Source organism: Pseudomonas sp. Irchel 3A18 (assembly GCF_900187465.1).
GTDB lineage: Bacteria > Pseudomonadota > Gammaproteobacteria > Pseudomonadales > Pseudomonadaceae > Aquipseudomonas > Aquipseudomonas cichorii.
In genome coordinates this window covers 1-18,332 of record NZ_FYDI01000024.1, presented here as the reverse complement: position 1 = coordinate 18,332, position 18,332 = coordinate 1, and the positions used below count along the sequence as shown (strand labels likewise).

Below are 18,332 nucleotides of genomic sequence, written 5' to 3'. Positions count from 1 at the left end.
ATGAAAGCAATTGAACTCTTTTCAGGGATTGGCGGATTTAGAATAGCGTGCGACTCGCTAGGTATCGAAACCATCTGGGCCAACGATATAAATACCAAAGCAGCTGCCGTTTATCGCGCCAACTTCGGATCTGAGAGTTTTCACGAGGGTGATATAAACCTCTTGCTGGATACCATACCCGATCACGATATATTGACCGGGGGCTTTCCATGCCAGCCTTTTTCCAGCGCCGGAAAAAAACTGGGCATAGAAGATATGCGCGGCACATTATTTGAAAAAATCGTTGACATCCTCAAGAAAAAAAGCCCACGATACTTTGTGCTTGAGAATGTAAAACGGCTGTTATCCATGGATAACGGAAAGCATTTCGCAACCATTCTGGATGCACTGTCAAAAGTGGGTTATCTCGTTGAATGGCGCGTGCTCAATGCCATTGATTTTGGTCTTGCCCAAAACCGTGAACGTATTGTTATCATCGGCAGAAAAGACCAAACGCCAAACTCTCACCTGTGCAATCAGGAAGATATCTCCGAGCTGACACCCGCACAGATCAGACAAGCCGCTGACTTTTCAAGCTGGAAAAACATTGAAGACCACGGAGCAAAGTTCAACACGTGGGGGCTCGCGCTGCACGGAAAATTCTTTCATGCAAAACTCAATCGCTTTTCGGAAAAGCAGAAAGACGTAAAGCTTTATGACATTCTGGAACCCCGGCCTGACGCCAGGTTCTTTTTCACAGAAGATACGCTTGAAAGAATAAAGAATAGCGACGAGGTCAACAGATACTATAGCGGCGTGGAAATCCTGTATAACCAGAAAGGTGGTGCCCGCATGGGCTACTCCATTTTCGGGATCAATGGCGTCGCCCCCACACTGACCTGCACCGCCAGCCGCCATTACGAGCGCTATAAGGTAGGCAACGAATACCGAAGGCTGACAAACATCGAATATGCACGGATTCAGGGGTTTCCTGATCAGCATTGCGATACAGCCTCGGTCTACGACCAGTACACACTTTATGGCAACGCCGTACCGCCAGTGCTTGTCGAGTGGGCCTTGCGCAAAGTCATCAACCACGAGGGTACTTCTTTTCAAAGCGCTCTGAATAAAGCGGCTAACACCATGACTGAAAGGCAAATGGACTTAATATGATTCATAACTCACATCTCCGCGACCACATAAAAAACAACTTACAGAGTATTGTTTATCAGCTGAATAGCTACCTTCGCGGAGAAAATGTTGCCAATATTCAAGGAACTCTCCAGCGCATTGGGCGAGGGGGTAAGCTACCTCATTGGTATGAGCTGCTGTTGACAGGGCAATCAATGCCCAATCTTGATGGCAAGACGATCGGCAGTGTTATTGAAATGACGTTGATCGGTGTGCTTGAAAAACACACATTGAACGCCTTTGACATTCCCGCCCTGGTAGTCAACCCGGCAAAAGGCGTCGATATTCCTCTCTTGAATCTCGGGGTCAAATCTCCGTCCGAAAACTTTTGCACAAGTGAACCGTTCTTCTCTGCCTATGAGCGAGTACTCGGCAATGAAAGTGATGCAATAATCCTGCTTACCGACTACCAGACCGCTAAACGAAACCCACCGCCCGTTCGTATCCAGATCATCAACGCAGCCTATCTTCGTGGTAGTGAAATTGCGGACAGAAACCTCTGCGCGATTGCCAGACGAAACAAGGACGAACTGTTTCACAGAAACGAAGCCGCCTGCAAAAAGATGCTTCAATTCCTTTGCCACGTTAACCAACAGGACTGGCGCGCCAAAGCACTGCTCAGGCTGGTTTACTCGCTATTTGAAACGGATGATATTCTTCTTGGTTTGCTGGACGGCATCGAAAAAGACTTTGATAAAAAGCAGGCAATGGATCTGCGCAAAGGCATTGAACCGCTTGATAGAAGCGAGTTGGAAAAGGTGCTGGAAATCCGGCTCTCTAACTATAAGGCTTCGGCAATCATCAATGCATGCAGTGACTGGGTTATCGACAACCACAAAGACTTCGCCCGCCTTCCCAATGATAATGAATGGCAACGTTTCCTGCGCAGTGACCTTGATGGAAAGATTGGCATGAGTTTCGCGCTCCAGTGGCGTTATAACTTCGGCAATCTCTTCAACTCGATGGATATCATCCCTGCACTGCCCACCCTGGACCCACAAAATCTGGTTGCACTGGAAGACGGAAGCGAGCTTTTTTAAAGACGGCCTCGCAGGAGTCACTTAACTGTCAGATCAGGACTGCGGACAGCGCAGTCCTGACGCAATGGAGACACACCTCACTACTGACTCAACGCCCCTACCTTGACCATCACTGTGGCCAGGAACTGTTGCAGGGTCATTTTCTGCCCGTTGAAGTCGACCATGCCGTTGGCGTAGTGCAGGTCGGAAACGATGTTGTTGCCCTCGATCTTGGCCAGTTGCAGCATGGTGGCCATGGCACTGAGCATGTCACTGGCGGCAGCGGCCTGATCGGCGATGGCCTGGGCGTCGGTCTGCCCGTCAAAGCCTGCCTGCAAGGTCGCCACATCGTTGATCATGGGCTTGGACAAGAGCACACGAGCCTTGAGCTGGCTGATGGTCTTTATCACCGTGTCGCTGCCTGGCTGATCGATGGAGCCAGGATCGGTCAGGTCCACGGCAATGCTCATGTGGCTTTCGCCATTGGCGGTCTTGAGCGAGAGCTTTTCCAGCTCGATATGAGGCTTGCCAGCCAGAAACTTGCTCAGCTCGCTCTTCATCAGTTGCTCGTCGGCAGGGCTGAGTTTCAGCTGGAAGGGAAGCTTGGCCTGGGCCGCAGCCTGTTGCTGTGGCAGAACCTGCTCCTGATAGAACTGGTAAAGGGTCTTGGTCGACAGCGCGTTGAAACCGGAAAGCCTGAAGCCCAAGTGTGAAGAGCCAATGTCTTTACCGCTGTAGGAAATCATGCCCAGATCATAGTTGATCTGCATCGCCAGATTACCGCCCTCCTCCTGAGCAAGGTTGGTATTGACGAAGTCCTTGATCAGCACCGGCTGCTTGCCGACCACCTGGAAACCGACATTGTCGATTTTCAGGTTGCTGTGGCCCAGGTACAGACCCGACTGGCCCTTGGTGCCGCCGGTGTCGAAGGTCAGGCCCTTGATATCGATGCTCACCGGACCTTCTTTTGACGCCACATTGAGTTGCAGGCTGTCCAGCGTGCCCGTGACCTTGAGCTTCTCGGCATCGGCGGATGCTTCGGCGTTGATGTCGAGCCCGGAGAATTTGAACGTGCCGTCTGCGTCGACCATCTCCAGCGGCGACACTTTCAGCCAGCCGCTGGTGGAACGGTCATAGCCGATACTCGCCTGCCCCTTGAGTGGCGTTTTATCACCGCTCATGGCGAACCATTTTTCCGAAGACGTGCTTTTCTCCATCTCGAAATTGCTCTGGGCCATGACCGGCATGAGCTTCAACGCTTTCAGACGCGACAGCGGAATCGGCCCGTGCTCGATGTTATCCACGAACAGGAACTGCGGATCCTGGCCATCGCGGGACAGGTCCGGGCCTTGCAGATCCACGCGGTAATGGGCCGTGCTGCTGAAGAAGTGGCGCTCCAGCGAAACCAGTTGCAGGGTAATGCTGTTGTCGGTGCCCTCCAGAGACTCCTTGAGTTCCTGATTGGCGGTCCGGATCGACTCGTTGAGCACGCCTTCCAGTTGATTGCCGGTGTACCAGGCGCCAGCACTTGCCAATGCACCGGCCACAACAATGACGCCTACCGCGATACCTGCTGATTTATTCATAGCGACTCAACGATGTCCGTTCTGATGATTTGAAAGTCTTCCCTGCGCCCCGACAGCTTGCAGCCGCGCCTTGATAGCGGAGTAGACGCAGCCTGTGTCACTGCCGAAAAGTCGCGAGAGATTAGCATTGAGCGTTTGTCATCGCCCAGCGTTGTTGGCCGGTTGCGCGGGTATTACGCCTTTTCAGGAAGCTTCAGACAAACCTGAATGCACTTTCGTTGCAGGGAGGTACTCAACACATGGGTAGCCACAGTCTTGATGTAGGCGTTAGGCTGATATCGAATCGAATCTGAGAAACGGGGGATCTGACGACATGAGTGAACAGCAAGGTGAGCGAGGCCCGATCAAGGCCGTGATTTTCGACATGGATGGTTTGCTGCTGGACACCGAAGGGGTCTACACCGAGGTCACCCATCTGATTGCCAGCCGTTATGGAAAAACCTTCGACTGGTCAATCAAGCAGCACACCATTGGCCGTGGCGCCCGTGACTTTTCAGGCTACGTTATCCAGGCGCTGGAACTGCCCATTTCCATTGACGAGTTTCTGGAAGTGCGCGAGCCCATGCTTGAAGAGCGCTTCCCTCTTGCTCCGGCAATGCCGGGGGCCGAGGCGCTGGTAAGGCATCTGGCGGCCAACAACATTCCCATCGCAGTCGGAACCAGCTCTTCGGTGCATTACTTCGAGGCCAAGACCACCTTGCACCGCGCCTGGTTCGAGCTGTTTGATACCGTCGTGACCGCCGATGACCCTGAAGTCGGCGCCGCCAAGCCTGCGCCGGATATTTTCCTGGTGGCAGCACGTCGCCTGGGCGTTTCGCCAGAGGATTGCCTGGTGTTCGAGGACTCGCCATTCGGCGTCACCGCCGCCAAGGCTGCGGGCATGTACGCCGTGGCAGTACCCGACTCGCACATGCCGGTCGAGCAGTACGAACATGCCGACCTGCTGCTGACCTCGCTGGAAGACTTCCCGCTTGAAGCATGGGGCCTGCCCAAGAAGGCCTGATGCAGCGTCTTCCTGCCGGTCGGCAGGAAGACACTCAACTGTCTTTAGCCTGTCGCATTCTCATCGGGGCCTTTTCAACGCCCCCATAAACAAGCCAGTATGCTCTTCTGATCCCGCTTTCAATGACATGGAGGATGTTGAGCATGATTTACAGAACGCTTGGCCAGTCAGGCCTGAAGGTTTCCACACTGACACTCGGCTCCATGATGTTCGGCGAACAGACCGGCACCGAAGAATCCCTGCGCATCATCGATCAGGCATGGGATCAGGGCGTGAACTTCATCGATACTGCCGACGTTTACAATGGCGGGCGCTCCGAAGAGATCGTCGGTGAAGCCATTGCTTCGCGGCGCAGTGACTGGGTGCTGGCGACCAAGGTCGCGGTAGGCCCGAGCGATGGCATTCCCAACCGTGCCGGCCTGAATCGCAAACACATCTTCAATGCCATTGAAAACAGCCTGCAGCGGCTGGATACCGACTATGTGGATATCTATTACCTGCACAAAGAGGATCACGACACGCCGCTGGAAGTCACGGTGTCGGCCATTGGCGACCTGATCCGCCAGGGCAAGATCCGCTATTGGGGCCTGTCGAACTATCGCGGCTGGCGCATCGCGGAAATCGTCAACGTCGCCCAGCGCCTGGGCGTGGACAAACCGGTCATCAGCCAGCCGCTCTACAACATCGTCAACCGCCAGGCCGAGATCGAGCAGATCACTGCCGCCGCGTTTCATGGCCTGGGTGTCGTGCCTTACAGCCCGCTGGCGCGTGGCGTGCTCAGCGGCAAGTACGCACCGGACGTCACGCCTGACAGCAGCAGTCGTGCCGGGCGTCAGGACAAGCGTCTTCTGGAAACGGAATGGCGTGTGGAGTCTCTGCGCATCGCCCAGCAATTGCAGGCCTATGTGCAGGACAAAGGCGTCGGCCTTGTGGAGTTCGCGATTGCCTGGGTGCTCAACAACAAGGCCGTCACGTCGGCCATTGTCGGGCCGCGTACCGAGCAGCAGTGGGGACATTACACCAAAGCGCTGGACGTGAAGATCAGTGCCGAGGACGAAGCCTTCATCGACTCGCTGGTAATACCGGGCCACGCTTCGACTGCCGGCTTCAATGATGTGCAGCATTTTGTTTCGGGGCGCCTGACACGCTGAGGCGCTCTGGGAACCTCATCGCGAGCAGGCCATCGGCAAATGCTCGCGATGTTCTCAAAAAGCGTTTAAAAAGCCGCGTGTATATAAATGCTCATTCAACATGTTGCCGACAGGAGCGCTAAGATGCTCTGTAACTGCCGCGATGCGGCTTGTGCCGAAACGCGAACAGACCCGGCTCTGCTTGTCGGCAACCATGAATCCAATACAGCCAGGTTGATGAAGAAGTATGGCAATGCGCAAAACTGATAGAGAAGCCTTCTTGTGCTCGGTACTGGGGAACGAACAGCCGCCCGCGCACCTTGCAAGAGCTGTTATCGAGGAAAAACTGCGCAACGCTATCATCGATGGCAGCCTGCCGAGCGGCACAGCGCTGCGCCAACAGGAGTTGGCCACGCTTTTTGGTGTCAGCCGCATGCCGGTCCGCGAGGCCTTGCGCCAACTCGAAGCCCAGTCACTGTTGCGCGTCGAAACCCATAAAGGAGCTGTGGTCGCCCCGCTGATCACAGAAGATGCCGTGGACGCCTACGGCCTGCGTATCCTGCTGGAATCCCAAGCCCTGCGCCTGTCCATTCCGTTACTGGATGCAGAAGACCTGGCCACGGCACGGCGCTGCATCGAGGCCCTTGAGGTTGAAACCGACTACTCGAAGATGGGCACTCTCAACCGCCTGTTTCACATGGCGCTTTACGCCAAGACCCCCAACAAGCGCCTGATGCGTCTGGTTGAAGAAGGCCTGAACGAAGAGGAGCGCTTTCTGCGCTTCAACCTCTCCTCAATGGGCCTTGGCAAACTGTCCCAGGATGACCACTGGGAATTGCTGCGTCTTGCCGAAGAAAAGGCTGTTGAAGAGATCGTGGGTGCTCTGCAGAACCACCTTAACCGAGGTGTCAAAGCCATCACTCAATACCTGAACAGCAAAAAGGCCGAGCAGGAAAAAACACCGGTACGCCAACGCAAGAAAAGCATCGCCTGAATCAATCGCGGTTGATCGTCTGACCCGCGCGGCCTGACGCTTCCCCTTCCCCCTCACGCTGCCACTCGTGCGCTGCGAGCTATCTGCTCGCGGGCAGCGCTTTTATGTCTGTTTTCCTGAACCATCGGGTTGGTCTGTCTCAGGAATAAGGCAAACTCGGTCGTGACCAAGGCGTGACCCTACCGGAGGGTTGCTCTCTGATCACTCTTGAACTGCCCGTCAGGTGCAGGGCAGCGATCTGTTCCTTTGAACGTACTGAGAAAGGAGTTCCTGCAAGGGCAACAAGGCATTGGAAGTCGTTTCCGATCGTGCCCGCCAAAAACACAAAACCTGGATTGTTTTGCATAACAGCAACGCTGAGCGAGGCATTCGTTCATTATTTATAATTTTGGTGCTTATCCACCGAAAGGGTTGCTTACATCCCTATAAAACTTACCGAGAGAGTTTTATATAGCAACTTACATCCTCGAAAAACAGCAACTAAAATAATGTTAAAAAATAATTGCGCATTACATTACAAGTGCTTTAACTTTTATTTGCAGCCCGTATCAATGGCCGGCACCCCCAGGCTGTCCGGCCATGCCCGCACAGGCTGCTGCTTATAGCACCATAGTTCTGCAAAGGACCTTGCAACGAAACACCTGACGTTAACGGTTACTGATCGTTTCAACTAACAGGCTCTCGCTTGCCTGTTATTCAGGTCCGCTGCCGACGGCTCGAAAACGAAAACTGTAACTCGGCCACACGTTACAGACAAAACTTGTATTTAAGACTACCGGGATATCGCCATGCCTTGTCAGAAAACGCTACTAGACCTCAAGAAAATTGAACTTAGCCAACACCCCATCTTTGCTGAAATCAATTCACTGGAAGTGCTTAAACGTTTTATGGAAACCCATGTATTCGCCGTCTGGGACTTCATGTCACTGACCAAGCGGCTACAGCAGGAACTGACCTGCACCCAATTGCCCTGGTTGCCGCCTCGGGATGCATCGGCCGCCAGGCTGATCAACGAAATCGTGCTCGGGGAAGAATCCGATGACAAGCTGAGCCACGGCCACTACAGCCACTTCGAGCTGTACCTGGATGCAATGCGCGAGATTGGCGCCAGCACCTTGCAGATAGAACGTTTCGTCGAGCTTCAGAAACAGGGCGTGCATTACGCCACGGCATTGCAGCGCGTCAATGCGGGCCAGGCGGCAACGGTGTTCGTGACCCACACGCTCAATACCGCGCTGCATGCACCGGCCCATAGCGTGGCAGCAGCTTTCCTGCATGGTCGCGAAAGCGTTATCCCGATGATGTTCCAGAGCATCCTCGATGAATGGGGCATCACCGTCGATCAGGCACCGACCTTTCGCTACTACCTGGAGCGCCACATCGAAGTCGACTCCGAAGACCACGGCCCGGCGGCCGAGCAGTTGCTGGCCAGGCTAGTCAACGGTGACGAGCAGCGCCAGCGCGAGGTGTATCAGGCCGCCATCGCCGCCGTGGATAGCCGGGTCGAGCTGTGGGACACGCTGCGCATGAGCATGCGCTCGCCATTGATGCAAGCCAGCGCCTGACCTCGCGCCGCAAGCCCCTCTACAAGGAAGCCATCATGAAAGCAGAAGACTACAGCTCGTTCATTGATGCCTGGGAAGGTCGCGCCACCATTCGCACTCGCCCACGCCGGATCGTCGAAAACGATGAAAAACTGATCTATCCCCTGAGTCGCCAGCCACTGGTGCTGAGCGAAACCTTCACCCGTGAGTGTCCGCACCTGCGCGATTACGCGCTGGTGCAAAGCCTCTACAAGTTCATCAACGATGTCGTGATCTTTGAAACCGAGATCGTCGACAAGACCGCGCGCAGTATCGCCAAGAACAACTTCGCGATCCGTTTTCCTTTCGCGTGCCGCTACGACGCCATGACCGTGGTCGTCGATGAGGATTACCACGCTCTGGTGGCGATGGACTTCATGCAGCAGACCATCGCTCTGACCGGGATCGAACCGATTCGCCTGCCCGATGAAATCGAGCTGAGCCGCGCCATTCCTGCCGCCCTGGCCCTGGCGCCGGAACATCTGCGCAGCGCCGTGGAACTGATCTGCGTAGCCATTGCGGAAAACACCGTGACCAACGATGTGGCAGCCTTCGCCAAGGACGACTCGGTCAAGCAGTCGGTCAAGGGGCTGATGGCCGATCACCTGCTGGACGAGGGGCGCCATTCCGGGTTCTGGGCGCGGCTGGTGCGTATCTACTGGAACACCGCCCCCGAAGCGGATCGAGAGTGCATCGCGCGCATCATGCCGGTGTTCATTGCTCAATATCTGACCAATGACATCCAGCACGGCTTCGATTTCATCCTGATCGACAACCTGCAGGTCGCACCGTCCGTGAAGCAGGCGCTCAAGGATGAAACCATGGCCGTGAGCTTTCCCATCAATCGCCATCATCCTCTGATCGGCAATATCGTGCGCTTCTTCAAGACCAGCTCGATGCTTGAAGCGCCTTGCGTGCAGCGGGCACTGGCCGACTACTTGCCAGCCCAGGGAATCCTCCAATGAAACGCCTGGAGATCGTGCTCATTGGTCAGAGCCTGACCCTGAGCGAACTGCACACAGAATTGCTCGCGCACGGACACTCGGTGCATCACTTGAGCGATCAGGACGGACTGCAGGCGAACGCTGTCGATAACGCCTCGATCCTGGTCGAGGATGGCAGTCTGGAGCTGAGCGGTGAACGACTCAAGGCATTCGGCAGCGCCGATCACCTGAGCCTGCGGGTCGGCTTGAGCCCGAATGTGCTGGAAGGTCTGCCACGTCTGGAGTTGCTGTGCTGGCACGGCTCCACAACGGCTCAGCATCTGATCGTCCGTGAATGGCTGCCCGTTCAGGAGTCGGGCAACGGCCGCATGTTGCGTGATGCGGCCATCGCGGAGTTTGTCGATCAGGCAGCGCTGCTGATCAGTCGCCTGTCCAGGGACGAGAAGTATTTCAGCACTCTGGCAACCACCGCTCCCGCACAAAGCGAATGGCAGCAAGGCCTGCAGGCCATAGACCATCAGTTGTTCAGGCATCGTCTGAATCAGACTGACCAGCCGCATCTGCTGGCACTGGCGAATACGTCGCTGGTGGAACGGCTGGAGCAAAGTTTTCAGACTTTCGCGGAGCGTTCGGCGCTGTCGATTGCCGGCCAGGTACTCAGCTATCGCGAGTTGTACGCGCAGGCTGTCGCCATCCAGCGCCATTTGTGGCCGCTGATCGAAGCCCGGCAGCACGAAAGTACGCCGGTGGTCATCGGCATCTGCCTGCCCAAGTCGGTTGCGCTGTATGCAGGCATTCTGGCGATTCTCGGCAGTGGTGCAGTCTATCTGCCGCTGGATCCGAGTCAGCCTATCCAGCGCCAGCAATACATTCTGGAAAACTCGGGCGCCCTGCTGTTGTTGCATGACGGCTCGCATCCCTTGGCCAAAGCCGAGTTTCCTGCGCTGGATATCAGCTCGATCCAGGCAACAGAGCTGGATCAGCCACTGACTCGTCTGCGACCTGACAGAGACTCGCCATGCATGGCGCTCTACACATCGGGCACCACCGGCCATCCAAAAGGCGTGCTACTCAGCCAGCGCAACCTCAGCCATTTCACCGCCTGGTATGCGGAGTACGTCAGCCTGTCGGAGCACAGCCGGGTCTTGCAGTTCTCGACACTGAGCTTCGACTCGTCTGTCATTGATATCTTCCCGACCTGGCTCAGCGGTGCGGAACTGGTGATCCCGGACGACGATCAACGCCGCGATCCCCTGCGACTGGTCAGCCTCCTGAAAGACGGCATCAGCCATGCGTTTCTGCCGCCGGCATTGTTGAGCATCCTGCCGCTGGACGAGCCGCTGGGCCTTGAGCATGTGATGACCGGCGGCGATGTCTGCGAGCCCTATGTCATCGAGCACCTGACCCGACAGTGCCACTTTCATAACCTCTATGGCCCGACTGAAGCCACAGTGCTGGTCACCGCCGGGCAGTTCAAGCCCGGCAGCAGTAACCGCAATCTGGGACGCCCCATCGCCAACAGCCAGGTCTGGATTCTGGATGAGCAGTTGCAGCCGGTAGCGGAAGAAACTCAGGGTGAGTTGTACATCGCGGGCCCCGGCGTGTGTCTGGGCTACCTGAACAATCCCGAGCTGACGGCCGAACGCTATGTGACGCTGACCTTGCCGGATGGACAGCAATTGCGCGCTTACCGAACCGGGGACATCGGCAAGTGGATTCCTGACGGCATCGAGCTGGCCGGACGTCGTGACAATCAAGTGAAGATCCGTGGGTTCAGGGTCGAGCCGGAAGAAATCGAACACTGCCTGCGCAGCAGCCAGTTGTATCGTCAGGTTGCCGTGGTCGTGGATACCCAACGCCGCATTCTGGCGTTTGCCGCTCAGCCACATGAAGCTGAAGAAGTCGCCTTGCAGGCATTGAAAGCCCATGTGCAGCGCCTGCTGCCCGACTACATGCATCCCGGCGCCTATACGGTTCTGGCAAACATGCCATTCGCCAGTAACGGCAAGATCGACCGCAAGGCCTTGCTGGAAATACCGGTGAGTTTCGCTGACCAGCAACCCCGTCGCTTGCCGGAAACAGAGCAGGAGCAAAAGCTTCTTGAGCTGTGGGCCGAACTTCTCGAGCTGCCCATCGGGGACATCTCCACTGACGAAAGCTTCTTCAATCTCGGTGGCCATTCGATCCTGCTGTCGCGCATGTTGCTGGGGATTCGCGAACGGTTCGGGCGCAGCATTCCCATCAACCGCTTTATCGAAGCTCCTACCGTGCTGACACTGGCCAGCCTCATCGAAAGCGAAGGCGTCTCAAGCTATACCGTCAGCCCGCAAGCGCTGCTGGACGCCAATGCCGAGCTGGAAATACCAGTGCTGCCGATCAGCCAGTTGGGCGATGTTCACAAAGTCATCGTGACCGGCGCCAATGGCTTCCTCGGCGTGCATATCGTCGAAGCGCTGCTGGCCTGGGGAGCAACCGAAGTTGCCTGTCTGGTGCGCGAAGGCGCGGGACAAAGCGCCCACGAACGCTTCGTTCAGTCGCTGCGGGAAAACCGCCTGGAGCATCTGGACCTGAGTCGGGTGACGGTCTATCCCGCCGACGTAACCCAGCCGCAGCTTGGTTTGAACGATGAGGTATATGAGCGACTGGACCGGGACTTCGGTGCGTTGGTGCATAACGCGGCCAATGTGAACCATGTTCAGGATTACGAAACCCTTATCCGCGACAACGTGGCACCGGTCTATGAATGCCTGCGTCTGTGCGAGGGGCGCAGCAAGAAGATCTTCAACTTTGTTTCCACGCTATCGGCATCCAGCGCCGTGGATGCAGCCGGCAGCGTGCTGGAGCAACCGGCCGCCGCCACACCGCCGATCTACATCAAGAACGGCTACAACCTGTCCAAGTGGGTCGCCGAGCGCGTGCTGCAGCGGGCCAGGGATCAAGGTGTGTGGGTGAACATCTATCGCCCCGGCAACATCGCCTTCAACAGCGTCACCGGCGTGTGCCAGCCACAGAAGAACCGCTTGATGCTGATGCTCAAGGGCTCGCTGCAACTGGGCAAGGTCCCGGAGTTCGCCATGAACTTCGATCTGATGCCGGTGGATTTCCTCGCCCGTTTCATCGGCTTCCATGCCAGCCGCTATCAGGCCAACCGTGCGGTATTCAACCTGCACAACCCCGAACCCTTGAGCTGGAACAGCTACGTGGATGCATTCCGCGAGGCCGGGCGTGAGTTCGAGATGGTCAGCGTGGCGCACTGGCAGACCCAGCTCAACCGAGTCGACAGCCAGAACGCGCTATTCGGCGTGCTGGGTTTCTATCTGGACGGTTTCGAGGAAGACATCGGCGACATCTCGATGATCGAGTACCAGAACGCTCTGGCCGGTATCCGGCACATGGGCGAGCAATACCCGCAGAAAACCCCGGCGCTGCTACGCAAGGGCTGCGACTACCTGAAAGAAATCGACTTTATCTGAAGCATCCACAACCCAACGTGAAACACATGGAGAATCACATGAGCTCAATCAACACTCTGCAACCGGACACGCTGATCAAGAACCCTTCGCTGTGCAAAGTCGTATCGGCCGTGGAAATTCCTGCCGATGCCAATAGCGTATGGGCGATCGTCGGTAACTTTGGCGGTTTCCAGGCCTTCATCCCGGCGCTGGAAAGCACTGAGGTGACGGGGAAAGGCGTCCGTTCGGTGCGCAAGAAACTGTTCAAGGACGGCAACGTCGCCATCGAACAACTGAACGCTCACGACAACAATGCCCGCTTCATGACCTGGTCGCTGATCTACACCAGCCTGCCGGTGGGCAATCTGTGGGCAGCGATGACTGTGGAATCCACGGGCGATAACGATTCGGTTGCGACATGGACGATCATTGCCGAACCCGATCAGGGTGGCCCTGAAGCCCTGCCAGGCTTTCAGGAGTTTCTACAGGGCTTCGCTGACAGCGCCATGAGCAACGTCCGCAGCCTGTTTGCCTGATACTTGCGTGAACTGACCCGCTCAGCGCCAGAAGCCTGAGCGGGTTCAGGCATATGGGCGGTTGCAAATTGGTGGGCGCTTTAACACAATGCGACTCATTATCATTTGTGTGGCGCCGGGATGGCGCATCCCCATGCCTTCTCAGCACTCGGCCCTACATACGCTCTACAACGATCACCATGGCTGGCTCCATTCATGGCTGCGCAGCAAACTGGGCAATGGCGCCGATGCCGCCGACCTCGCCCAGGATACGTTTGTACGGCTGCTCAATCGCAGCGAACTGCTTGAGCTGAAAACCCCGCGAGCCTTCCTGCGCACCGTTGCCAGAGGCCTGGTCATCGACCATTGGCGCCGTGAAGAACTTGAGCGGGCCTACCTGGAAGCCATTGCTCATTTATCGCCCAGCGAAACCCCTTCGCCCGAGTCACGCGAGCTGGTGTTTGAGTTGCTGGAAAGCATTGCCCGAATGCTCGACGGCCTCAAACCCAAAGTCAGGCAGGCGTTTTTGCTGGCTCAATGCGAGGGAATGCCACACAAGCAGATTGCCGCCCAGATGGGTGTCTCCCTGCGCTCGGTCGAACGCTACATCGCCGACGCCCTTTATCACTGCTATCTGCTGCGATACAACGCATGAGCCGTACCTTGCAGCCGTCTCGCCACAACCAGCCTTCGCCGCAGGTCGTAAGGCAGGCCATCCAATGGTCAATGCGCCTGAACGACTCGTCAGCCGACCCGAGCCTGCGCAAGCAATGTGAACAGTGGCGAACCGAGCATGAGTGTGCCTGGCAACGTATCCAGGCCCTGAGCAATGAGCTGAACAGCAGCTTCCAGGCCTTGCCCGGATCGGGAGCAGCCTTCGAGGCACTTGAGAAAAGTGCGCAGCGACTGGGACGCAGGCAAACCCTGAAATTACTGTCCGGTATCGCAGTGCTGGGCTCCGCGGCCTGGCTCTCTCGTGATATCGCGCCCTGGCAACAATGGCAGGCCGACTTTGCAACCGGCGTGGGCGAGCGCAACAGTTATCGGTTGCAAGATGGCACGGACCTTCAATTGAACACTGACAGTGCGGTGGACCAGGACTTCAATGCCCGGCATCGCTTGATAAACCTCACGCGCGGAGAGATTCTGGTTGCCTGTGGGGCCGATTCGCACAGTGTCACCCCAAGGCCGTTACTGGTGCAGAGCCGCCATGCTCTCTTTGAAGGGATCGGCGCACGCTTCGTTGTTCGTCAGGATCAGGACAGCACCCGGGTCAGCGTGACGAAAGGCAGCCTGATTATCCGTTCGCCTGCCACCTCACCTGTAGACGTGAAGGCTGGCCAGAGTTATTCGGTTTCCGGACAGCGCGCCACCCTGCTGCCGCCACTGGATATGGAAGCGGGCGCCTGGGCCGATGGTCTGATCGTGACGAAGGGGATGCGCCTGGGAGATTTCCTCGCAGAAGTCGGACGCTATCGCCGTGGCTACCTTGGGTGTGCGGATGACATTGCCGATCTGCGTCTTTCCGGCGTGTTCAGGCTGGAAGATACCGACAGGTTGCTGGAGGTTCTGCCTCAGACACTTCCTGTGAGGCTCAGTTACCGCACACGTTGGTGGGTGACATTGCAGCGTCAGGCCTGATTATTTTTGGCGGGTTTGGCTCAGGTGTCCGGCATGGAGATCAGTAACCCCCTCTTCTGATTGAACGTGACGGAATTGCCTCCCATGACACGGCCTCAAGGTATATCGCACTCATCCGACTCGCCAGCGCTGCGCATGGCCATTCGGGCAGCATTGATCTCCATGACTCTGGGCACAGCGGTCCTGCCGCTTCAGGTGCAGGCTCAGGAAAGCGCCTCATCAGCCAGTGCCATACGCAGCTATTCCATACCGGCAGCACCGCTGGGTGATGCACTGAATCAATTCGCCCGGCAGGCGGGCATCACCTTGTCCGCCACACCGGCACAAACGGCAGGAGCCCGCTCAACGGGATTGCAGGGTAATTATTCAGTCGATCAGGCATTGAGCATTCTGCTGGGTGGCAGCGGCTTGCAGGCCGTGTCACAGAATGGCAGCGCTTATGTATTACGTGCGGCTGAAGAGCAGACGTTATCGCTGCCAGACACGGACATTCGCGGGTTCGCCCTGGGCAATGCCTTGGGCAGCATGGAAGGCTACAACGCGACTCACAGCCAGATCGCCACCAAGACCAGCACCTCATTGCTGGAAACCTCACAGTCTGTCTCAGTGGTCACCCGTCAACAGATGGACGATCAGGGTTCGCAGACAGTTTCCCAAGCCATGCGCTACACACCCGGCGTACTGACCAATCCCTATGGCGCTACTCATCGGTACGACTATGTCGCGATGCGCGGTTTCAACGACGGGTCTGTGGATAACATCTATCTGGATGGCTTGAAGTCCATGGGGGATAGCGGGACTTACAGCACCATGCAGGTCGATCCGTACTTCCTTGAGCGGGTCGATATCCTCAAGGGTCCTTCATCGGTACTTTATGGCCGCAGCTCACCGGGCGGTCTGGTGGCGCTGACCAGCAAGAAACCTCTCTATGAGCCCTATCACCAGATCCAGGCCACTGCCGGCACACAAGGTCAGCGAGGCCTTGCCTTCGATTTCAGCGGCCCAGTGGATGAAGACAAACGCATTGCCTATCGCCTGACCGGGCTGACCGACAGATCCGACACTCAGTTCGATCATGTGGAGGAGAAGCGCTATGCATTGGCTCCCACCGTCAGCATCGATTTCAACGAAGACACGTCGCTGACACTGCAAGCTTATCTGCAGCATGATCCCGAAGGCGGTTATCACGGTGGCGTGCCGGCAGATGGCGCACTTCATCAACGCAACGGCCAGCGCATTTCACAGAACTTCTTCGACGGCGAGCCAGGTGTGGACGGCTTCAGCCGTGACCAGCAGTCATTCGGCTATCAATTCGAGCATCGCTTCAATGATGTCTTCACGGCCCGGCAGAACTTTCGCTACCTGGACTCCAAAGTGAAGAACGATCAGGTTTACGCCTATGGCTGGACCAGTGCGACCGGCAATGAACTGAACCGTTATTACTCGGGAGGCGATGAGCGTCTGCATGCATTCATCGTCGATAACATGTTGCAGGCGGAGTTCTTTACCGGCTCGGCCAAGCACACGACATTGCTCGGCGTAGACTATCAACGGCGCAAAACCGTGGTTGACTGGACCAGCGGCCAGGCAGCCCCCCTGAATGCTTTCAATCCCGTGTATGGCAATTCCGCCATCAGTTATTACAGCCCAACCAGCTACCTGCGTCGCCTGGAACAGACAGGCCTTTATGCGCAGGACCTGATCGAGCTGGACAAGTGGCGTTTCTCCCTGGGGCTGCGCCAGGACTGGGTGGAAACCTCGGACGAGAACCGACTGGCCGAGACCGGGCGTCCGGCAGGGACCGAAATCAGTGACAAGCGAACCAAGCTCACTGGCCGGGCCGGTGTGCTTTACCTGTTCGATAACGGGATTGCGCCGTATCTGAGTTATTCCGAGTCATTCAACCCGAACTCTTACTCCGACAGCAGCGGTAACCCGCTGGCACCTACGGACGGCACCCAATGGGAAGCCGGGATCAAGTATCAGCCGCCAGGTACCGAGAATCTGTTTACAGCCTCGGTGTTCCATATCGATCAGGAGAACCTGGCTTCCAAGCTGCCTCAAGAGAATTTCTATCGCCCTGTTGGCGCAGTACGTTCCCAAGGGCTGGAGCTTGAAGCGCATGTGCAACTGACCGACAACTTCAAGGTGCTGGGCAGTTACACACTGACGGACATCGAATACTCGAAGTCGATGATCAGCACATTGAGTACCGCCACCAATCTCATCGAGAACAAAGGCAACTCTCCTACGCAGGCCCCCAGACAAATGGCTTCGATCTGGGGTGATTATGCATTCGACAGCGGCGCTCTCGACGGGCTGCGTCTGGGCGGTGGTGTGCGGTATGTCGGCTATAGCTGGGCAGATGCTGAAAACACCATGAAGGTCCCGGCTTACACATTGCTGGATGCATCCGTGGGATATGACCTGAGCAAGGTGGGGCTGAAAGGTGTTGATGTGCGGGTGAATGCCAACAACCTGACCAACGAATCCTATGTGGCGTCATGCGCAAGCCTGAGCTTCTGTTACATGGGCGAAGAGCGAAATGTGAGTGCGACCCTGAGTTATCAGTTCTAAACAGCCGCTCTTACTCAGCAGCCAGCCTTCGACAATAGAGGCTGGCTTTTTCATGGGCGCTGATTGAGTACCCGTTTGCAGGAAGCAGAAAGACAAAACCCCTGTCTGCGTCAGCAGACAGGGGTTTCGGAATGAATCTTGACGATGACCTACTCTCACATGGGGAAACCCCACACTACCATCGGCGATGCATCGTTTCACTACTGAGTTCGGGATGGGATCAGGTGGTTCCAATGCTCTATGGTCGTCAAGAAATTCTGTGGCCGATCCGTTACCAGGTAACGTGTCAGCAAAATTGAGTGACTTCTACTTAAAGACAAAACCCCCACCTGCATATGCAGATGGGGGTTCTGAATTTGAATCTTGACGATGACCTACTCTCACATGGGGAAACCCCACACTACCATCGGCGATGCATCGTTTCACTGCTGAGTTCGGGATGGGATCAGGTGGTTCCAATGCTCTATGGTCGTCAAGAAATTCGGTAGCCGGTGCGTACTTGGGTACGTACCCGCGAATGGGTGTGTAATAGAGGTGTTTCGGTAATCTGTGTGTGGCGCAAACTTTCGGTTCGTCATCTTCACTACACCACAATCCGCTCTTCGCAAATTGCTTGGGTGTTATATGGTCAAGCCTCACGGGCAATTAGTATGGGTTAGCTCAATGCCTCACAGCACTTACACACCCCACCTATCAACGTCGTAGTCTTCGACGGCCC

13 protein-coding genes and 3 rRNA genes are annotated in these 18,332 nt (G+C 56.4%); 12 read left to right on the top strand and 4 right to left on the bottom strand.

The annotated features are described in order from the left end of the window. Window positions 1-1,152, top strand: coding sequence for a DNA cytosine methyltransferase (locus tag CKW23_RS25525; RefSeq protein WP_025262509.1), 1,152 nt, complete (start codon window positions 1-3; stop codon window positions 1,150-1,152). Further along, window positions 1,149-2,210, top strand: a complete 1,062-nt coding sequence (locus tag CKW23_RS25520) for a hypothetical protein (RefSeq protein ID WP_025262510.1) — start codon at window positions 1,149-1,151, stop codon at window positions 2,208-2,210. The genes CKW23_RS25525 and CKW23_RS25520 overlap by 4 nt, the downstream gene beginning before the upstream one ends. An 80-nt stretch (window positions 2,211-2,290) precedes the next feature. On the opposite strand, the gene CKW23_RS25515 is transcribed toward CKW23_RS25520, so the two are convergent. Continuing rightward, the gene (locus CKW23_RS25515; RefSeq protein WP_095068646.1) at window positions 2,291-3,775 is read right to left on the bottom strand and encodes a YdgA family protein; all 1,485 of its coding nucleotides are present in this window, start codon (window positions 3,773-3,775) and stop codon (window positions 2,291-2,293) included. A gap of 313 nt (window positions 3,776-4,088) precedes the next feature. Here CKW23_RS25515 and CKW23_RS25510 point away from each other — a divergent pair, with 313 nt between their 5' ends. The 10 genes from CKW23_RS25510 to CKW23_RS25465 all read left to right on the top strand — a co-directional run bounded on the left by CKW23_RS25510 (window position 4,089) and on the right by CKW23_RS25465 (window position 17,614). Continuing rightward, window positions 4,089-4,778, top strand: coding sequence for an HAD-IA family hydrolase (locus CKW23_RS25510; protein WP_025262512.1), 690 nt, complete (start codon window positions 4,089-4,091; stop codon window positions 4,776-4,778). A 143-nt stretch (window positions 4,779-4,921) separates the two neighbouring features. Beyond that, window positions 4,922-5,929: an aldo/keto reductase gene (locus CKW23_RS25505; RefSeq protein ID WP_025262513.1), complete on the top strand. Its 1,008-nt coding sequence runs from the start codon at window positions 4,922-4,924 to the stop codon at window positions 5,927-5,929. A gap of 232 nt (window positions 5,930-6,161) precedes the next feature. After that, the gene (locus tag CKW23_RS25500) at window positions 6,162-6,902 is read left to right on the top strand and encodes a GntR family transcriptional regulator (RefSeq protein ID WP_025262514.1); all 741 of its coding nucleotides are present in this window, start codon (window positions 6,162-6,164) and stop codon (window positions 6,900-6,902) included. A 788-nt stretch (window positions 6,903-7,690) separates the two neighbouring features. Continuing rightward, a complete protein-coding gene (locus CKW23_RS25495) occupies window positions 7,691-8,467 on the top strand; it encodes a DUF3050 domain-containing protein (protein WP_025262515.1) in 777 nt (258 codons plus the stop codon). A gap of 35 nt (window positions 8,468-8,502) precedes the next feature. Next, window positions 8,503-9,450: a diiron oxygenase gene (locus CKW23_RS25490; RefSeq protein ID WP_025262516.1), complete on the top strand. Its 948-nt coding sequence runs from the start codon at window positions 8,503-8,505 to the stop codon at window positions 9,448-9,450. Next, window positions 9,447-12,902: a non-ribosomal peptide synthetase gene (locus CKW23_RS25485; RefSeq protein WP_025262517.1), complete on the top strand. Its 3,456-nt coding sequence runs from the start codon at window positions 9,447-9,449 to the stop codon at window positions 12,900-12,902. Before CKW23_RS25490 ends, CKW23_RS25485 begins: the two co-directional genes overlap by 4 nt. A gap of 38 nt (window positions 12,903-12,940) precedes the next feature. After that, a complete protein-coding gene (locus CKW23_RS25480; protein ID WP_025262518.1) occupies window positions 12,941-13,417 on the top strand; it encodes an SRPBCC family protein in 477 nt (158 codons plus the stop codon). A 133-nt stretch (window positions 13,418-13,550) separates the two neighbouring features. Further along, complete coding sequence (locus tag CKW23_RS25475) at window positions 13,551-14,051, top strand: sigma-70 family RNA polymerase sigma factor (RefSeq protein ID WP_025262519.1); 501 nt, start codon at window positions 13,551-13,553, stop codon at window positions 14,049-14,051. Then, the gene (locus CKW23_RS25470; protein WP_025262520.1) at window positions 14,048-15,037 is read left to right on the top strand and encodes a FecR domain-containing protein; all 990 of its coding nucleotides are present in this window, start codon (window positions 14,048-14,050) and stop codon (window positions 15,035-15,037) included. The genes CKW23_RS25475 and CKW23_RS25470 overlap by 4 nt, the downstream gene beginning before the upstream one ends. An 84-nt stretch (window positions 15,038-15,121) precedes the next feature. After that, window positions 15,122-17,614, top strand: a complete 2,493-nt coding sequence (locus CKW23_RS25465) for a TonB-dependent siderophore receptor (protein ID WP_095068645.1) — start codon at window positions 15,122-15,124, stop codon at window positions 17,612-17,614. Window positions 17,615-17,750: 136 nt separating this feature from the next. Here CKW23_RS25465 and rrf (CKW23_RS25460) read toward each other — a convergent pair. The 3 genes from rrf (CKW23_RS25460) to CKW23_RS25450 form a co-directional block, all read right to left on the bottom strand. Further along, window positions 17,751-17,866: ribosomal RNA gene (rrf, locus tag CKW23_RS25460) — 5S ribosomal RNA — on the bottom strand. A 109-nt stretch (window positions 17,867-17,975) separates the two neighbouring features. Further along, window positions 17,976-18,091: ribosomal RNA gene (gene rrf / locus CKW23_RS25455) — 5S ribosomal RNA — on the bottom strand. A gap of 147 nt (window positions 18,092-18,238) precedes the next feature. Beyond that, window positions 18,239-18,332: ribosomal RNA gene (locus CKW23_RS25450) — 23S ribosomal RNA — on the bottom strand; the annotation flags it as partial.